The organism is Streptomyces sp. NPDC014801 (assembly GCF_043082085.1).
In the GTDB taxonomy this organism is placed as follows: Bacteria; Actinomycetota; Actinomycetes; order Streptomycetales; family Streptomycetaceae; genus Streptomyces.
The window spans coordinates 192219-208326 of sequence record NZ_JBIBXG010000014.1 but is presented as its reverse complement, the minus strand read 5'-3'; the positions used below and the strand labels follow the sequence as shown (position 1 = coordinate 208326).

13 protein-coding genes are annotated in these 16108 nt (G+C 70.9%); 9 read left to right on the top strand and 4 right to left on the bottom strand.

The genetic code is table 11. The features are described from left to right. Nucleotides 1-53: 53 nt before the first annotated feature. The 3 genes from ACF1AL_RS32125 to ACF1AL_RS32115 all read right to left on the bottom strand — a co-directional run bounded on the left by ACF1AL_RS32125 (nucleotide 54) and on the right by ACF1AL_RS32115 (nucleotide 3493). A complete protein-coding gene (locus tag ACF1AL_RS32125; RefSeq protein WP_391662364.1) occupies nucleotides 54-122 on the bottom strand; it encodes a putative leader peptide in 69 nt (22 codons plus the stop codon). Between the two features lie 204 nt (nucleotides 123-326). Beyond that, complete coding sequence (locus ACF1AL_RS32120) at nucleotides 327-2717, bottom strand: ABC transporter permease (RefSeq protein WP_391778591.1); 2391 nt, start codon at nucleotides 2715-2717, stop codon at nucleotides 327-329. A gap of 5 nt (nucleotides 2718-2722) precedes the next feature. Next, complete coding sequence (locus ACF1AL_RS32115) at nucleotides 2723-3493, bottom strand: ABC transporter ATP-binding protein (RefSeq protein WP_391778590.1); 771 nt, start codon at nucleotides 3491-3493, stop codon at nucleotides 2723-2725. A gap of 147 nt (nucleotides 3494-3640) precedes the next feature. Between ACF1AL_RS32115 and ACF1AL_RS32110 the strand changes: the two genes are divergently transcribed. The 3 genes from ACF1AL_RS32110 (at nucleotide 3641) to ACF1AL_RS32100 (ending at nucleotide 6105) form a co-directional block, all read left to right on the top strand. Beyond that, nucleotides 3641-4858: a sensor histidine kinase gene (locus tag ACF1AL_RS32110; RefSeq protein ID WP_391778589.1), complete on the top strand. Its 1218-nt coding sequence runs from the start codon at nucleotides 3641-3643 to the stop codon at nucleotides 4856-4858. Then, a complete protein-coding gene (locus tag ACF1AL_RS32105) occupies nucleotides 4843-5490 on the top strand; it encodes a response regulator (protein ID WP_391778588.1) in 648 nt (215 codons plus the stop codon). The genes ACF1AL_RS32110 and ACF1AL_RS32105 overlap by 16 nt, the downstream gene beginning before the upstream one ends. A 270-nt stretch (nucleotides 5491-5760) precedes the next feature. Continuing rightward, a complete protein-coding gene (locus ACF1AL_RS32100; protein WP_391657478.1) occupies nucleotides 5761-6105 on the top strand; it encodes a hypothetical protein in 345 nt (114 codons plus the stop codon). A 256-nt stretch (nucleotides 6106-6361) separates the two neighbouring features. On the opposite strand, the gene ACF1AL_RS32095 is transcribed toward ACF1AL_RS32100, so the two are convergent. Beyond that, nucleotides 6362-7657, bottom strand: coding sequence for a hypothetical protein (locus tag ACF1AL_RS32095; protein WP_391778587.1), 1296 nt, complete (start codon nucleotides 7655-7657; stop codon nucleotides 6362-6364). A gap of 699 nt (nucleotides 7658-8356) precedes the next feature. Here ACF1AL_RS32095 and ACF1AL_RS32090 point away from each other — a divergent pair. Genes ACF1AL_RS32090 through ACF1AL_RS32065 form a run of 6 tightly spaced genes read left to right on the top strand, consistent with a single transcriptional unit; the run spans nucleotide 8357 to nucleotide 16090 of the window. After that, on the top strand, nucleotides 8357-10066 hold the full coding sequence (locus tag ACF1AL_RS32090; protein WP_391778586.1) for a thiamine pyrophosphate-binding protein: 1710 nt from the start codon (nucleotides 8357-8359) through the stop codon (nucleotides 10064-10066). A gap of 2 nt (nucleotides 10067-10068) precedes the next feature. Continuing rightward, a complete protein-coding gene (locus tag ACF1AL_RS32085; RefSeq protein ID WP_391778585.1) occupies nucleotides 10069-11283 on the top strand; it encodes a CaiB/BaiF CoA transferase family protein in 1215 nt (404 codons plus the stop codon). Next, nucleotides 11284-12270, top strand: coding sequence for a cyclase family protein (locus ACF1AL_RS32080; RefSeq protein WP_391778584.1), 987 nt, complete (start codon nucleotides 11284-11286; stop codon nucleotides 12268-12270). It abuts the gene before it with no gap. Between the two features lie 35 nt (nucleotides 12271-12305). Continuing rightward, nucleotides 12306-13502, top strand: coding sequence for a sugar ABC transporter substrate-binding protein (locus ACF1AL_RS32075; RefSeq protein ID WP_391828380.1), 1197 nt, complete (start codon nucleotides 12306-12308; stop codon nucleotides 13500-13502). A 6-nt stretch (nucleotides 13503-13508) separates the two neighbouring features. After that, nucleotides 13509-15077 carry an ATP-binding cassette domain-containing protein gene (locus ACF1AL_RS32070; RefSeq protein WP_391778582.1) on the top strand — a complete coding sequence of 523 codons (1569 nt, stop codon included), beginning with the start codon at nucleotides 13509-13511 and terminating at the stop codon, nucleotides 15075-15077. Further along, complete coding sequence (locus tag ACF1AL_RS32065; RefSeq protein ID WP_391657485.1) at nucleotides 15077-16090, top strand: ABC transporter permease; 1014 nt, start codon at nucleotides 15077-15079, stop codon at nucleotides 16088-16090. Before ACF1AL_RS32070 ends, ACF1AL_RS32065 begins: the two co-directional genes overlap by 1 nt. The last annotated feature ends 18 nt before the right edge of the window (nucleotides 16091-16108 follow it).

Genomic DNA, 16108 nt, shown 5'->3' with positions numbered 1-16108 from the left:
CCAGGACGGGCACGGCGAGGGAGGGAAGAAGAGGAGAAGGAAGAGGCTGGGCTTCAGCTACAGATCGCGCTGGCCTGACGGCACAGGTCGACATGGCGTCGCGCCACGAGCGCGACGCACATCCCTGTGCGGACAGCGGAGAGCCTCATGATCAGGGACGGCGCCAGGGCGGGCGGTGGGCGTCAATACAGAGCACGGGCGCGGGGGAAGGGTTTCATGCGCCGTTCACACGGGGCGTCGCCCTCATGCGCCGGGCCTGCCGTGGCAAGTGCCGCCGCCTGCGTGGACGTCCTCCTTCCGGCCTCTCGCCAATCGCTCCCTGCGGCTTACGTCGTCTGCCGCTTGAGTGTCTTCGCCGTGACCGCGATCCCCGCGAGGACCGCCGCCGCCAGCGTGCCGAGGACGGCGGTGACGATGGTGCCGGAGTTCAGGCGCAGGCTCACGTCCGAGGAGGTGGCCTCGGACAGGCCCGCCGCCATGCCGGCCAGCGGGGGCAGCGTGACCAGCACACCGAGGGCGGCGCCGATGGCGACGACCAGGGTGGTCTCGCCGACCGAGGTGAACAGCAGCTGGCGGACGGTGCCGCCGGCCGACTTCATCACCCCGAAGTCGCGGCGCCGGCCGTGGGCGGACATGGCCATGCTGTTGGCGACGGCGATCACGCTGTAGCCGACGGCGATGACGATCAGCATCAGGGCGAGGGAGTCGGTGAGCTTGGCGTCGGTGTTGTAGTCGGCCAGGGCGAACTCGGCGGCGTCGTGCAGGGCCACTCCGGGTACCGCGGCCGAGGCCTTGACGCCGGCGGGGACGAAGATGTCGTCGGTGAGCGCGGCCGGGTCGTGGGCGCGGACCAGGTCGCGGGCGACCACGAAGTCACCGCGGGCCGGGTCGTCGGGCAGTACCTCGGCCACGATGAGCGTGACGGTCGCGCCGTCCACGAACCGGACCGGGACGTCCTGGCCCTGCTTCAGGCCCAGCTCGTCGGCGGCCTTCTTGCCGAGGACGGCCTGTCCCTGCTTGTTCCACTTCGGGTCCCGGCTGCCCAGGACGTCCAGGACCATGGCCGTACCGCCGCTCCCCTTCTTCGGCTCGACGAACGCGCGGGTCGGCAGTGCGGCCTTGCCGACCGGGTTGGCGGCGACGACCTCGTCCGTGTTGCCGGGGGTGCCGTCCGGCGTGACGATCGTCTGGCCCGCGACCTTCAGTGCCTCACCGGCCGGGTAGGCGATCCGCATCGTCTCGACCATGCCGCTGAGCAGCACCGCGAAGCCGACGGCGGCGATCACCGGGGCCACCAGGGAGGCTGCGCGGCGCGGGTTGGCGACCAGTTCGGCCCGGACCAGGACCGCAGCGGCCTTGCCGCCGCGCTGGAAGGGGGCGGTCAGGATCCGTCCGACGGGTCCGACGAAGGCGGGGGCCAGCAGGGCCGCGGCAACGATCAGCGTCATGGTGGCGAAGATCGCCCTGTTGATGCGGTTGTCGGCGGTGCTGGTGGCGGTGCCGACGGCGAGCACGACGCCGAGACCGAGGACGGACAGCCCCGCGATCCAGCGGCCGCGCCCCATGCCCTGGTTGGCGGAGCGGCTGTCGTGCAGCGCCTCGATCGGGGCGACCTTGGCGGCCTTGCGGCCCGCGGCCCAGGCGCCGATCACGCTGACGCCGATACCGATCACGGCGGCCACCAGCAGCGGCCAGGCGGCGACGTCGATCCGCATGCCGGGCGGGGTGACGTCCAGACCCTTGAGGATCGAGAGCAGCATCGGCGACGCGGCCACACCGGCCACGCAGCCCACGATCGAGCCGGCGAGGCCGACCACGGCTGCCTCACCGAGGATCATGCGGCGGACCTGCTGGGGCGAGGCGCCGATGGTGCGCAGGAGGCCGATCTCGCGGCGGCGCATCCCGGTCGACAGGACCAGCATCGAGGCCACCACGAACACCGTGGTGAACAGGCCCAGGATGGCCATGGCGCCGATCAGCTGGACGCCGAGGAAGCGCTTGTGCTCGATGTACTCGGGCTGCAGCTCGGCCCGTCCGTCACCGGAGACGACGCTGCCGTGCTCGCCGACGACCTTCTTCGCCGCGCTGACGATCGCACCGGTGTCGGCGCCCTTGTCGGGGATCAGGGCGATGGTGGAGACGCCGGGCTGCTGGTGGGCGGCGAACTGCTCGCTGAAGTAGTAGCCGGGGCCGTCCAGGGTGCCGACGACCTTGAATTGCTCGCGTCCCTGGGTGATGTTGACGGTCAGTTCGCTGCCGACGGCCGCGCCGAGGGCGCGGTCGACCACGACCTCGTCCGCGGCGGTGGGGGCCCGGCCGGAGACCAGCTTGTACGGTGCCGTCCGGGCGCTGGAGAAGCCGTGCCCGGACTCCAGGGCGCCCTCGTCGGTGACGGGCTTGCCGTCCTTGATCGCCTGCGCGTAGAAGGAGCGGTCCACCACCGCGTCGGCGACGCCGGGGACCTTCTCCAGACCGGAGACAAGCGGCTTCGCCTCGGTCTCGCTCCAGGGCATCCGGTCCTCGGGGCTGCCGCCGGCGTCGACGGCCGGCGGCGGCAGGGCGAGGGCCGCGGTGCCCTGGTAGCGGGGCTGGACCTTGGCCTTGGCGGAGTCGTAGATGACCAGGGTGGTGGTGATCAGGGCCACGCCGACCAGGACGGCGACGAAGGCGCCGAGAAAACCGGACCAGCGTTCACGGACGTTCGCGAGGATCAGCATGTCGGTCAGGCCTCCAGCCGGGCCATGTGGGTGGCGATCGCCGCGGCGTTGTCGACACCGGCCCGGCGGTCGAGCGAGACACGGTCGGCGATACGGCCGTCCTTGAGGAAGACGACGACGTCGGCGTGGGCCGCGGCCACCGGGTCGTGGGTGACCACCAGGGTGGTCTGGCCCTCCTGGTCGACCAGCATCCGCATCATCCGCAGCACCTCGCGCGAGGTGACGGTGTCCAGGGCGCCGGTCGGCTCGTCCGCGAAGAGGACGTCGGGGCGGGTGACGAGGGCGCGGGCGAGGGCGACGCGCTGCTGCTGGCCGCCGGAGAGCTCACTGGGACGGTGTCCGGCGCGCTCGGCGAGTCCGACGGAGGCGAGCGCCTGCTCGACCTGCCCGCGGCCGACCTTGCGGCCGGCGAAACGGGACGGCAGCTCCACGTTCTGCGCGGCCGTCAGGGACTCGACCAGGTTGAAGGCCTGGAACACGAACCCGACGTGCTCGCGGCGCAGTTCGGTGCGCTCCTTCTCGTTCTGCCGGCCGATGTCCGTGCCCGCGAGGATGATCTTGCCGTCGGAGGGCTGCTCCAGGCCGGCCGCGCACTGCAGCAGGGTCGACTTGCCGGAACCGGAGGGGCCCATGATCGCGGTGAAGGTGCCGCGGGGGAAGCTGAGGGAGACGCCGTCCAGAGCGGTCACCTGGCGTCCGCCGGTGCCGTGCACCTTGCGGAGGCCGTGGAGTTCGACCGCGTTCCGTGCGGGGGTGATGTGGCTCGTCGTCGTCATGCGTCGATTCCACCGTGCGGGGGGTGGCCCGGGCACTGGGCTGCTCTCTACTCCTGAGGTAGAGCCAGCTCTACTTCCGCGCCCCGGAACGGGGCCCTGCCGCGGCTGCGGGGCTCCCCGTTGAGGTCTGCTGGGTACGTTGGGCGCATGCAACCCACAACGGCCTGGCAGGCCATGGCTCAGCGTCCCCTGAGCTTTCTGACCTCCAGCTGGCCCTGGCGGTCGCTCGCGTATCTGAGCGGCGGCGTCCTGGTCGGTGCCGTGGCGGTCCTCGTCTTCGCGGTCGGCCTGGCCGCGGGCCTGGCCCTGCTCGTCGTACTGATCGGCGTGGCCCCGCTGGTCGGACTGGTCCTCGCCTCCACCGTGGTGGCCACGGTGGAGCGCCGGCGGCTGTCCCTGGTGGACCTCGACCGGCTGACCGACCCGCACCGCAGCCCGGACGCCCCGGGCCTGCGCGGCTGGGTGGCCACCCGGCTGAAAGAGCAGGCCACTTGGCGGGAGCTGGTGTTCACGCTGCTGTCGGCGGCGGCCCTGTGGTGGCTCGACCTTCTCGTGCTCGGCTTCTCCTTCGGGGTGCCGGCCACGCTGATCGCCGCGACGTCCAAGGAGACCTGGCCGTGGACGGTGTTCGCCGTGATCGTGCTGCTCGCCTCGCCCTACACGGTGACCTCGTGGGCCGGCGCCCGCGCCGTCATGGCCCGTACGTTCCTCGCCCCGCGGGACAGGGAGCTGGGTGAGGAGCTGCGCGAGGTGCGCGCCTCGCAGTCGCGTCTGCTGGACTCCTTCGACGCCGAGCGGGTGCGGATCGAGCGGGATCTGCACGACGGGGCCCAGCAGCATCTCGTGTCACTGGGCATGACCCTGGCCCTGATGCGCCTGGACGTCGAGGAGGGCTCCGCGCAGGACGAGTTGCTCACCCAGGCCGAGAACCAGCTGTCGACCGCACACCAGGAGTTGCGTGCCCTGATCCGGGGCCTCAACCCGCCGGTCCTCGCCGACCACGGACTCGTCGCGGCCGTCGAGGACTACGCGGGCCGTTTCCCGATCCCGGTGACCGTGGACCTGAAGCTGCCCCAGCGGCTGCCCAGAAAGCTCGAGACGACGATGTACTACTTGATCAACGAGGCCATGACGAACATCGCCAAGCACAGCGGCGCCACGACCGCACACGTCCACGGCCGGTACCATTCCGACCTGTTCATCCTCGACATCAAGGACGACGGCCGGGGCGGGCTCGACCCCGCGGGCAGCGGCGTGACCGGTCTCGCGGACCGTATCGCCGCGCTCGACGGCCGGATGCGGGTGTCGAGTCCGGTCGGTGGTCCCACCCTGGTGCACGTGGAGGTCCCGTGTCGCTTCGCCTGATCGTGGCCGAGGACGCCGTGCTGCTGCGCGAAGGCCTGGTCGGACTGCTGGAACGGGTCGGCCATGAGGTGGTGGCGGCCGTCGGCGACGCCGACGCTCTGGTGGAGGCGGTCCGCGCGGACCGGCCCGACCTGATCGTCACGGATGTCAGGATGCCGCCCTCGCTCGGCGACGACGGGCTGCGCGTGTCGGTCGAGTTGCGCACGGAGTTCCCCGGGCTGCCCGTGCTGGTGCTCAGCCAGTACGTGGAGCGGTCCTACGCGCTGCGCCTGCTGGACTCCGGCGGCGGCGCCGGGGTGGGCTACCTGCTCAAGGAGCGGGTGAGCAAGGTCGCGGACTTCACCTCCGCGATCGAACGGGTCGCCGCCGGCGAGACGGTGGTGGATCCCGAGGTCATCCAGCAGCTGGTCCGGCTGCGCCAGGACCCGCTGGAGCGGCTCAGTCCCCGTGAGCGCGAGGTGCTCGCCCTGGTCGCGGAGGGCCGCACCAACGCGAGCCTGGCCAAGCACCTGTTCATCAGCGAGGCGGCGGTGAACAAGCACATCGGCAACATCTTCAACAAGCTGGACCTCCCGGTGGACACGGAAGGGCATCGCCGGGTGCTCGCGGTGCTGGCGTATCTGCGGGCGTGAGGGCCCGCGGCAGGCGGGGCCCCGGCCCGTGAAGCGGCGAACCCCGCCCTCCCCCGGTGAGGGGTGGGCGGGGTCGCGCGTTGGAATGCTCAGCCGCACATGACCACCAGGGTGCGGCGCGTGCCCTCGAAGCGGCGGCGGCCGTGGCCCGTCAGGAGGTGCGGCCGTCGGCACAGTTCCGGCCGCCCATGACCGGGGCGTGCCGACGGGACCCTGGGACCACACCATGAGGATCCGTCCGGCGCATCATGTCGTCGTAAGCTGCAGCGCATGCACAGCACGCTGACCGAGCACGCCCGGTGCCTTTACGGAGACGAGTTCCGTCAGACTCCGGCGTGCGGCGAGGAGCATCGCGAACACTACTTCGTGGAAGAGCTGACGTTCGCTGACGCGGACACGATCCTGTCGATGCTGCGGGAGCTCTGCCCCAACGTGGTCGACGGCTGTCTTCCCGTGTGGATCCGCAACCTCGCGTACCGGCTCGTACTGCTGCAGCGGCCCGACGAGCCGGCTCTCCTGCGCGAAGCCGCGCACAACCTGTGGCTGCACGGTCCGGACTGGGACGACATCGCGGCGGAGCTCACGAGGAGAGCCGAAGAGCTGGAAGCCCGCTGACGAAACCCGTTCGGCATAGGCGACCATCCCCGAACGCGTCGACCAGCTCGCGGGCCGACGCCGACGCCGCGGACGGCCCTGCGGCTGCGACGGAGCCGTCCACCGGCGCCGCAACGTCGTCGGACCCTGCTTCCACCGCCTCAAGCAGTGGCGCGGCATCGCCACCCGCTACGAGGAACAGCCCGACCGCCACCTCGCCGCCATCACCCTGGCCGGCACACTCATCTGGCTCGACGGCTGATGAACAAGACGCTGCCTACGCCCGGTCGATGGAGAACACCACCCGCACCCCGTCCGTCGAGTTGATCCGCTCGTTGAGGCCCCAGATCCGCCCCGTCGACGGCGCGTACCCGAGGTTCTGGGTGTAGACCGGCGCGGTGGTCAGCACATGGGGGGCCGCGTCCGCCTGGGTCTTGTGGATGCAGGAGTACGGGGCACCCGACGGGTCACCGGAGCCGCCGCCCACCCCGGTGGGGCAGTCACCCGCGAGGTACCAGTCGGTGCCGTCGGTGGCGGCGCCCTGCATGGCCCAGATCGGGGAGGAGTACGCGACGGTGGCGTGCCCGTACGGCAGCGCGGTGTCGGCGTCGAGGGCCCAGCGGATGACGCGGCCGCCGGCTGCGCCCGGCTTGTACTCGGCGGAAACCAGGCCGTCCTGGCCCGTGCGGTCCAGGCTCAGGGAGTTGAGGCAGGGACGATCCTTCGGGTCGTCGGCATCGGCGGGGACCGAGCAGGCGCCGCCGTCGGAGGTGGTGACGTACTCGCCGATCATGGGCAGGGCGTAGGCGCTCCATCGGGCCGAGGAGGTCGAGCCGGTGATGCCGACGTCCTTGGTGCTGGAGTTGACCTGCCAGATGTGCCGCAGGTCGTAGACCTGGAGGTAGCGGCCGTTGGCGACGAACACCTTGTTGCCGTACCAGACAACGCCGTCGGCATGGCTGGAGACGCCGGTGAAGCTTCCCTTGCCGTCCGCGCCGACGATGGGCCGGACGAGCAGCAGATGGTTGTAACGGATCTGGCCGCCTTCGGCGTTGACGAGGCTGACCCGGCTGAACTCGTTGGCGACGTGGGCGCCGCCGGTCTGCATGCCCCGGCTGAAGTGCCAGGAGGCGAGGAAGGCGGGGCGCCCCTCCCACAGCCCGTCGGGCTGGGCATCGTAGGAACCGGTCAGCCCCTGCGGTGTCCAGCCGCCGTCGTCCGTGTACGAGTTGGAGGTGTCGTCGGCCTTGTCCCAGCAGAAGCCGTCGGGGTTGAGGGAGGCCGAGAGGCCGGTGGCGTGGCAGAGCCCGTTCCGGCCGGTACGCCCGCCCGAGGTGAGCACCTGGGTGGCGTTGCGGACGGTGACAGCTCCCTGAGCCTCGACGGCCTTGATGGCTTTGTCGTTCTCGGCGAAGGAGTTGCCGGGCCGGAGCTGGAAGCTCGCGACGACCGCCGGATCGACCTCCGCGAAGGGAGTGGCGGCCTGAGCGGGGCCCGCGGCCACGAGGCACGAGGCCAGAGCGAGGAGCGCGGACCCGAGAACCGCGAGATGTGTACGTAACGTATGCGCCATGGCCAGGGATCGTAGACGACCCTCGACCCGGCCTGGTGCACCGGCAGCCACCCGGGCGCCTGGGCGGTCCGGCCCGTTCGGTACCCACGGTCCGGGTCGCGACCGAGGCGTGACTCATTCGTCAGGCCGGCCGCGCGTCCGCCTCACGGTTGTCCCGCAACTGCCGGGCGACGATCAGAGCCTCCCGGTGCGGTCGGACCGATGAGTTTCTCGGTGCCCGAGGGCCGGCGCCGGCCGGTCGTCCCGGCGGACAGCAACTCCCGGGCCCGCTTCGCGGTTCGGCAGGCGACACCCCTGGCGGGTGCCGGCCGCCTCGACGACGCCTGGCAGACGGCCGAACCCGCATTGCCCGTGTTCAAGCGCGTCGACTCGGCCACCGTCCGCGCGGAGCCGGGCCGTTTCGTGGAACAGACCCGTACCCGGGAGGCCGGCCCAGGCCAACTCCCTCATCGACACATCGGCCGCTCTCTCCGATCGGCTGACCGAAGGACGGTCAGCTGCGCGGCAGCACCCCAGCCGCAGGGAGGCGGCCCGCGCCGCCGGGAATGGCCGCGATCTTTCCCTGTACGGCGGCGATGTACGGCGGCGGAGCATCCCGCAAATCCACACTTGACATATGCCTCACCTGTGCTCTCAATGGACATATCTAGACAACTAGATAGATTTTGGACTTGGAGCGGCGGAGCAAAGGCAGGGGTCATGTCTGGGTCGGTCACCGGTGGAGAGCTGGTCGTGAGAATGCTGGAGTCGTTGGGCGTCCGGACGGTCTTCGGGGTGCCCGGTGGCCAGACGCTCTCCATCACGGACGCGATCCTGGCCTCGCCGGTGATCGAGTTCGTCACCGCCCGGCATGAGAACGCGGCGGCCGTCATGGCGGACGCCTACGGCCGGCTGACGGGCACGCCGGGTGTCTGCCTGGCGACGACGGGTCCCGGGGCTACGAACCTGCTCACCGGAGTGGGCGGCGCGGTCCGGGATTCCAGCCCGATGCTGGTGCTGACCTGCAACAACGCCGGCGAGAACATCCACCGGGACGACGCCCAGAACGCCGATCACGTGGAGCTGTTCCGGCCCCTGACCAAGTTCAGCCGCCTGGTGGCCCACCCGGGCGCGCTGCGCCAGGCGGTGGAAGAGGCCTATCTCAACGCGATGTCCGGCAATCCAGGACCGGCTCATCTGGACTTCGCCCGGGACACCATCGAGGGTCCGGTGGCCGATGAGGACGCGGCGGTGCCCGAGGGCGAGCATCCGATGCGCCGGTGGGTGGTGCAGCGTCCCCGCGCCGATGTCCGCGCGCTGGCCGACGTCGCCGAGCGCCTCTCGCGGGCCGAGCGCCCGGTGCTGTGGCTGGGCAACGGCTGCAACCGCTCCGGCGCGGGTGAGGCCGCCCTCGCGCTGGCCGAGGCTCTGCGGATACCGGTGATCACGACGTTCAACGGCATCGGTTCCGTGCCGACCACCCATCCCCTGGTCTTCGGGGCCCTGAGCCGCATGGGCACCCGGCTGTCCAGCCGTGTCATGGCCGACGCCGATCTGGTCCTCGCGGTGGGCAACAGCCTCAACGCCGTCTCGACGGGCCGGTGGCGGATGGACCTGCCGCAGGTGATCCAGATCGACGTGGACCCCGCCATGCTGGGCCGCTACTACGGTCGCCGGACCATCGGGGTCGTGGCGGACGCCAGGACCACGCTGGAGGAACTCCACACTGCGCTGGCCGGCCGCGCCGACGAGTTCTCCACCCGCCGATCTGCCTGGATAGCCGAGCTCAAAGAGGCCGAAAAGCGGTGGTGGCAGGAGCCGGCCGCCGTGGTGGAGCCGGCGCCCACGGACGGCCTGTCCCCCGCGGAGGTGGTACGACGGCTGCGCTCGGCCGCACCCGACGACACCCTGCTCATCCCGGACGCGGGGAATCCGGGCGTGTGGTCGTACCTGTGGCAGATCCGGCAGCCGGGCAGCTACATCAAGCCGGTGGGCTTCGGGAACATGGGCTTCGCCGTCCCCGCCGCCGTCGCGGCCGCCGTGGCCGCCCCCGAACGCCCCGTCCTGGCCCTGGTCGGGGACGGTTCGCTCGGCATGAGTCTGGCGGAGCTGGAGACGCTGGTGCGGGTGGGCGGCCGCGTCGCGGTCGTCGTACTCAACGACGCCGGGTACGGCAACATCCGCCAGGAACAGATCGTCCACTACGACAACCGGACCATCGGCGTGGACTTCGGGCCGTCGGACTACGCCCGGGTCGCCCGGGGTCTCGGCCTGCCGGCGGAGCGGACCACGCGTCTGGAAGACCTCGTCAAGCATGTCGCGGAAACCCTGGAGGGCCGCACGCCCGCTCTCTTCGACGTCCCCATCGACCGGAGCGTCAACGCCTGGACCTACCCCGCCTTCCGTCCCTACGAGCCGGAGGAGGGTTGATCATGACGGACGCCACGGCCGGCGACACCGTCGTTCCCGGCGCACTGCACGGGATCAGGGTGCTGGACCTGTCCCGGTTCATCGCCGGACCGCTGTGCTGCCAGCTGCTCGGAGACATGGGCGCCGAGGTCGTCAAGATCGAGCGGCCCAGCGGCGAGGACGCCCGCAAGCACGCGCCGTTCCACCGGCAGCACAGCGTCTACACGATGATCTACAACCGCAACAAGTACGGGGCCACGCTCGACACCCGGCGCCCCGAGGCACGGGCGCTCCTGGAGGACCTGGTCCGGCGCAGCGACATCGTGGTGGAGAACTACCGGCCCGGGACCATGGAGGCGATGGGCCTGCCCTACCAGCGGCTGCAGGAGCTGCGTCCCGGCATCATCCTGGTGTCCATCTCCGGCTTCGGGCAGACCGGGCCGCTCGCCCGGCGGGCCCTCTTCGACGCCGTCGCGCAGGCCACGTCCGGGCTGATGAGCCTCACCGGTCCGCCGGACGGCGAGCCCACCCTGACGGGCACGTACATCGCCGACTACATCGCCGGGTTCCACGGGGCGATGGGGGCGATGCTCGCCCTGCTGCACCGGGACCGCACCGGGGAGGGTCAGCACGTCGACGTGGCGTCCCTGGACGCGCTGTTCGCCTCCCTGGGCACCCGGCCCAGTGCCTACGCCATGCTGGGCGAGCATCCGCGGCGCAACGGTTCGCGCGACCTGCTCACCGGACCGGCGAACGTCTTTCCCACCGCCGACGGGTACGTCTACATCCACGCCGGGACCGACCCCCTCTTTCCCCGGCTGTGCCGGGCGATCGGCCGGAAGGACCTGCTGGAGGACGAAAGGTTCGCCTCGGTCCCGGGCCGTATGGCGCACATCGAGGAGCTCGAGGAAGCCGTCGCCGCCTGGACCAAGAGCCGCCCCTGCGACGAGATCGCGCATGTCCTGCAGGAGGCCGGCATCCCGTTCGGGAAGGTCAGTGACATCCCGGAAGTCGTCGACTCCGAACAGATCAGGGCCCGGGAGATGATGCTCGACGTCGAGCACCCCGTCCTGGGCACCCTGCGCCTGCCGGGCATCCCGATCAAGATGAACGGCTCCCCCGGGTCGGTGCGCAAGGCGCCGCCGCTGGTGGGCGAGGACAACGACCACGTCTACGGGGAACTGCTGGGACGGTCCGCGGAGGAGATCGCCCGGCTGAAGTCCCTGGGGGTGATCTGAGTGAACGCCTCCCCGCACCGCCCCACCGATCCGCACGAGAACACCTCCCCGCACCGACCCACCGATCCGCACGAGAACGCCTCCCCGCACCGCCCCACCGATCCGCACGAGAACACCTCCGCGCACCGCCCCACCGATCTGCACGTGGATCCCTCCGCCCTGGCGCTGGCCGGTCGGGGCCGGGTGTACGACCTGTCCTCCGGGTGGTGGCCCGGAATGCCGCTCGCACCCGGTCACCCGCCGTTCCAGGTCCTCACCTTCCGGACACCGGCCGGTGAGCGCGCCCAAGGCGCCCGCGGCGAACTGGAGTGGATGCGGGACAACGCCTCCCGGTTCGGCTTCATCTCCGAGATCCTGTCGTTCTGCGCCCACTCAGGCACCCATATCGACGCCCTGGCGCACATCACCTCGGGGGACAACGACGAGTGGTACGGCGGCTACTCGGCGCACGAGTACCTCGGCGACTACGGCCCCCTCACCCACGACGCGTCGACGTTGCCACCCCTGCTGTGCCGGGCGGTCCTCGTGGACGCGCCGGGCGCGCTGGGCCGTGAAACGCTGCGGCCCCACCAGCCCATCGACCCGGACCTGATCGAGCTGGCACTGAAACGGCAGCAGGTGCGGATCGAGGAGGGCGACGTGGTGCTGCTGCGCACCGGCACCATGAAGCACTGGCCGGACACCGGGGCGATGGCCGCCGTCCAGGGAGCCGGGCTCGACCTGGAGGGTGCGCGCATGCTCGCCCGCCACCGGCCGGCCGCCGTCGGCAGTGACACGGCAGCCGTCGAGGTCTCCCCCTCCGGTGTCCAGGGCGAACCCCAGCCCGTGCACCGGCTCCTGATCCGGGACCTCGGTGTCCCCCTCATGGAATGGGTCTACCTCGAGGAACTCGCCGCGGCGAGGGTCCACGAGTTCCTGCTGCTCTGCCTCCCTCTCCCCATCACCGGCGCAACCGGCTCGCCCGTGCGGCCCGTCGCGATCGCCTGATCCACTCATCCGTCCGTCACAGGAGACGCACCATCATGAAGAACACCCGCGGACGACGCATACGCCAGACCGTCCTCGCCCTGCCGGTGGCGGCCGTCCTCGCCACGGGCACCGCCTGGGCCGGTGCCGCTTCCCACGCCCAGGCCGCCTCCGGCGATGGCCACGGCGATCACAACGCCGCGGCCCCGGGCGGCGGTCTGCCCGCCGACCAGTGGAGCGACCTGCACAAGGCGGCGACCACCGAATCACCCTCGAAATACCAGGGCCCGACCGCGCCGGTCACGGCTCCCCAGCACCTCAAGGTCGCCGTCATCACCTGCCTGAGCATCCTCAGCGGCTGCGTGTCGCCCGCCACGGGCGCCGAACAGGCGGCGAAGAAGCTCGGCTGGCAGGTCAGGGTCCTGGACGGCGGCGGTACACCGGACAAGCAGAACGCCCAGATGCTCAACGCCCTGTCCTGGGGCGCCGACATCATCCTCAACATCGCCATCGACCCGAACGCGGTGCAGGACGGCCTGAGGGCGGCGAAGCATGCCGGCGTTCCGGTGGGCGCGGGATCCAACGGTCTGGACTCCCCCAACCCGCCCATCAAGCCGACCGGCAGCAACCTCGGTTACGCCTTCGACGTCGGGCCCGACTACGCCGCTCTCGGGACGAAGGCCGCGCAGTGGGTGCAGGCCGACTCCAAGGGCAAGGCCAACATCGTCGTCTACTCCGACAAGGAGTTCCCGTCCGTGCTGGCCCTGCAGAAGGGGCTGCTGGACGAACTGAAGAAGTGCAAGGACTGCACCGTGCAGCCGCTGCGCTACTTCACGGGGAACCAGGTGGCGCAGGTGCTGCCGCAGTCGGTCGTCAGCTACCTGCGTTCGAACCCTGACGTCGACTACGTGTTCATCCCCTACGACCCGGCGGCGGCAGCCGTCGTGCCGGCGATCGCCCAGGCCGGCCTCGGCGACAAGGTCCGCCTGATCAGCGTGCTCGGCAGCCAGGAGAACCTGAACTTCGTGCGCAACTCGCACGTCCAGGTCGCCGACGCCGCGTACGACAACCTGTACATGGGCTACGCGATGCTCGACCAGACGTCCCGGCTGCTCACCAAGAAGCCGCTGGCCGAGCCGCACGGCGAGAACCTGCCCTACGTCGTGCTGGACAAGGGCAACGCACCCAAGTCCGGCTCCGACTGGCACGCCTCCTTCGACTACTCCGCGACGTACGACGGACTGTGGAAGTGATGCCCGATGACTGCCGCTCTGCAGGGCGTCACCAAGCGGTTCGGGTCCTTCGCGGCTCTGAGCGAGGTGTCCCTGACCGTTGAGGACGGCGAGATCCACGCTCTGCTCGGCGCCAACGGCAGCGGCAAGCCGACCTTGGTCCGCACGATCACGGGAGTGTACGTACCCGACGGCGGGCGGATTCTCGTCGACGGCCGGGACGTCACCGGCGGATGGAGCCCGGCCGCCGCCGCGGCGGCCGGGGTGCGCGTCGTCCACCAGGAGGCGCCGCTGGTGGACCAGCTGTCGATCGCCGAGAACGTGGCCCTGTTCGCCGGCTTCCCGCGCGCGGTGCCGGGCCGGATCGCCTGGCGCAGGCTTCGCGCCGACACCCAGCGGCTGCTCGACGACCTGTCGATCGAGCGGCGCAGCCGGGAACTGGCCGGGCGCCTCACCGGTGCCGAACGGGCCATGCTCAGCGTCGAGCTGGCCGTGCGCACCGCCGGCGAGGACCTGCGGCTGCTGGTGCTCGACGAGGCCACGGCGGCTCTGCCGGAGGCCGAGGCCGAGCCGTTCCTGCGGCACGTGCGGAGTATCGCCGACCGCGGCCTGCCGGTCCTCGCCGTCACCCACCGGCTTGCCGAGCTCGCGTACGCGGACCGCGTCAGCGTGCTCGACGCCGGCCGACTGGTGCTGGAGGGGCCCGCCGCCAAGGTGGAGCGCTCCGAGATCGTACGGATGATGCGCGGTACCGCCCAGGCGTCCCGCCCCGCGGACGAGGCGCACGCCGGATCGCCGACCGGCGCCGCCGGGGGCGCGACGGGCATCGCCGCCCTGTGGGGCCAGACGGCCGGCAGCCGCGGCGGCGCCCTCCTGCCACAGCCGAAGACCAGTCCTGTACTGCAGGTGCGGGACCTGCGCGGACACGATGTCGACGGAATCGACCTCACCCTCATGCCGGGCGAGATCGTCGGTGTCATCGGAGTGCGCGGCAGCGGCCTGGAGGAACTGCCCCGGCTGCTCACCGGTGCCGAACAGCGTCGCGCGGGCACCATCGAGGTCGCCGGACACCGGCTGCCCGGCACACTGCCGCCGAGGGTGGCGATCCACCGGGGCCTGGTGTACCTGCCCGCCGACCGGCTCCATGAAGGCGGCATCCACACCCTCCCCGTCAGCGAGAACGTGATACTCCCCCAAGCACGCACCTTCTGGCACCGGCGGGCCGCCCTGCGCGCGGCGGTCCGGCAGGTCGTCTCCTACCTCGACGTGCGACCCACCGACCCGTCGACCGTCTTCGGCCGGCTGTCCGGTGGCAACCAGCAGAAGGTCATCCTGGGCCGGCTGCTGCGCATGCGGCCGCGCGTCCTGGTCCTCGCCGACCCGACCTACGGCGTCGACCCCGCCGCTCGCGAGGTGATGTTCGACGCCATCCGCGACGCCGGGGCGAGCGGTATCGCCGTCCTGATGACCTCTACCGAACCCGAGCAGATGGCGGGCCTGTGCGATCGGGTCCTGGTGCTGCACCAAGGGCGGCTCGCCGAGGAGATCGCCGGACCCGCCATGACCGCCGAGAACCTCATGACGAAGGCCCTGTGATGACCGACAAGACAATCCGGCCCATCGATGCCGCGTCCGCCCACCCCAGGCGCGAACGTCTCGCCCCCGCCCGGCTGTTGTCCTGGGTGAGCGGCTACGAGACAGTGGTGCTCCTCGTCCTGCTCGTCGTGGTCTTCACCTTTGCCTCCGACCGGTTCATGACCGCGAGCAACCTCCAGAACGTGGCCCTCGTGCAGGCCGTCACGGCGACCATGACCCTCGCCGTCCTGATGCCGTTGATCATCGGTGAGTTCGACCTGTCCGTCGGGTACCTCATCGGCTTCCTCGCGATGCTGGAAGCCGTCGTGGCCCAGCACACCAGCAATCCGGTGCTCGTCATGGGCGCGGGCCCGGTCGTCGGGCTGCTCGTCGGCCTGGTCAACGGCGTGCTGACGGTCTATTTCAAGATCAGTTCCTTCATCGCCACCCTGGGCGTCGGCATCCTGCTCAGCGGCGGGGCCCAGGGCATCAGCAACGGCAAGGTCATCTTCGAGAACATCCCCTCCGCCCTGACGTCCCTGGCATCCGACGACTTCCTGGGCCTGTCGCTGGCGGTGTGGCTGACCCTGCTGCTCGCGCTGATCCTCTTCTACGTCCTGGAACACACCCCCTACGGCCGTTACTGGTACGCCATCGGTGGCTCCGAGCGCGTGGCCTACCTGGCCGGGGTGCGGACCAACCGGATGCGGATGACGTCCTTCGCCGCCGCGGGGCTGATCGTGGGCATCGCGGCCAACTTCGCTCTCGCCCAGGCCGGATCGGCCAACCCCGGTTACGGGCCCGACCTGCTGCTGCCCGCCTACGCCGCCGCGTTCCTCGGGGTGGCCACCTACCGGCCCGGCTACTACAACGTCCTGGGGGCACTGGTCGCGATCATCCTGCTGGCCATCGGCTTCAACGGACTGAGTCTGCTGGGAGTGCCGTTCTGGGTGCAGCCCATCTTCAACGGAAGCGTCCTGATCATCGCCGTCCTCGTCGCCCGGCAGGAGACCCGCCAGGTGCGGACCGGATGACACAGGCCCGACAGCCCG

Bases quoted from the DNA above. Each gene is read 5' to 3' on its own strand.
- ACF1AL_RS32120 (WP_391778591.1), bottom strand. From the start codon at position 2,717: ATGCTGATCCTCGCGAACGTCCGTGAACGCTGGTCCGGTTTTCTCGGC.
- ACF1AL_RS32115 (WP_391778590.1), bottom strand. From the start codon at position 3,493: ATGACGACGACGAGCCACATCACCCCCGCACGGAACGCGGTCGAACTC.
- ACF1AL_RS32110 (WP_391778589.1), top strand. From the start codon at position 3,641: ATGCAACCCACAACGGCCTGGCAGGCCATGGCTCAGCGTCCCCTGAGC.
- ACF1AL_RS32100 (WP_391657478.1), top strand. From the start codon at position 5,761: ATGCACAGCACGCTGACCGAGCACGCCCGGTGCCTTTACGGAGACGAG.
- ACF1AL_RS32095 (WP_391778587.1), bottom strand. From the start codon at position 7,657: ATGGCGCATACGTTACGTACACATCTCGCGGTTCTCGGGTCCGCGCTC.
- ACF1AL_RS32090 (WP_391778586.1), top strand. From the start codon at position 8,357: ATGTCTGGGTCGGTCACCGGTGGAGAGCTGGTCGTGAGAATGCTGGAG.
- ACF1AL_RS32085 (WP_391778585.1), top strand. From the start codon at position 10,069: ATGACGGACGCCACGGCCGGCGACACCGTCGTTCCCGGCGCACTGCAC.
- ACF1AL_RS32075 (WP_391828380.1), top strand. From the start codon at position 12,306: ATGAAGAACACCCGCGGACGACGCATACGCCAGACCGTCCTCGCCCTG.
- ACF1AL_RS32070 (WP_391778582.1), top strand. From the start codon at position 13,509: ATGACTGCCGCTCTGCAGGGCGTCACCAAGCGGTTCGGGTCCTTCGCG.
- ACF1AL_RS32065 (WP_391657485.1), top strand. From the start codon at position 15,077: ATGACCGACAAGACAATCCGGCCCATCGATGCCGCGTCCGCCCACCCC.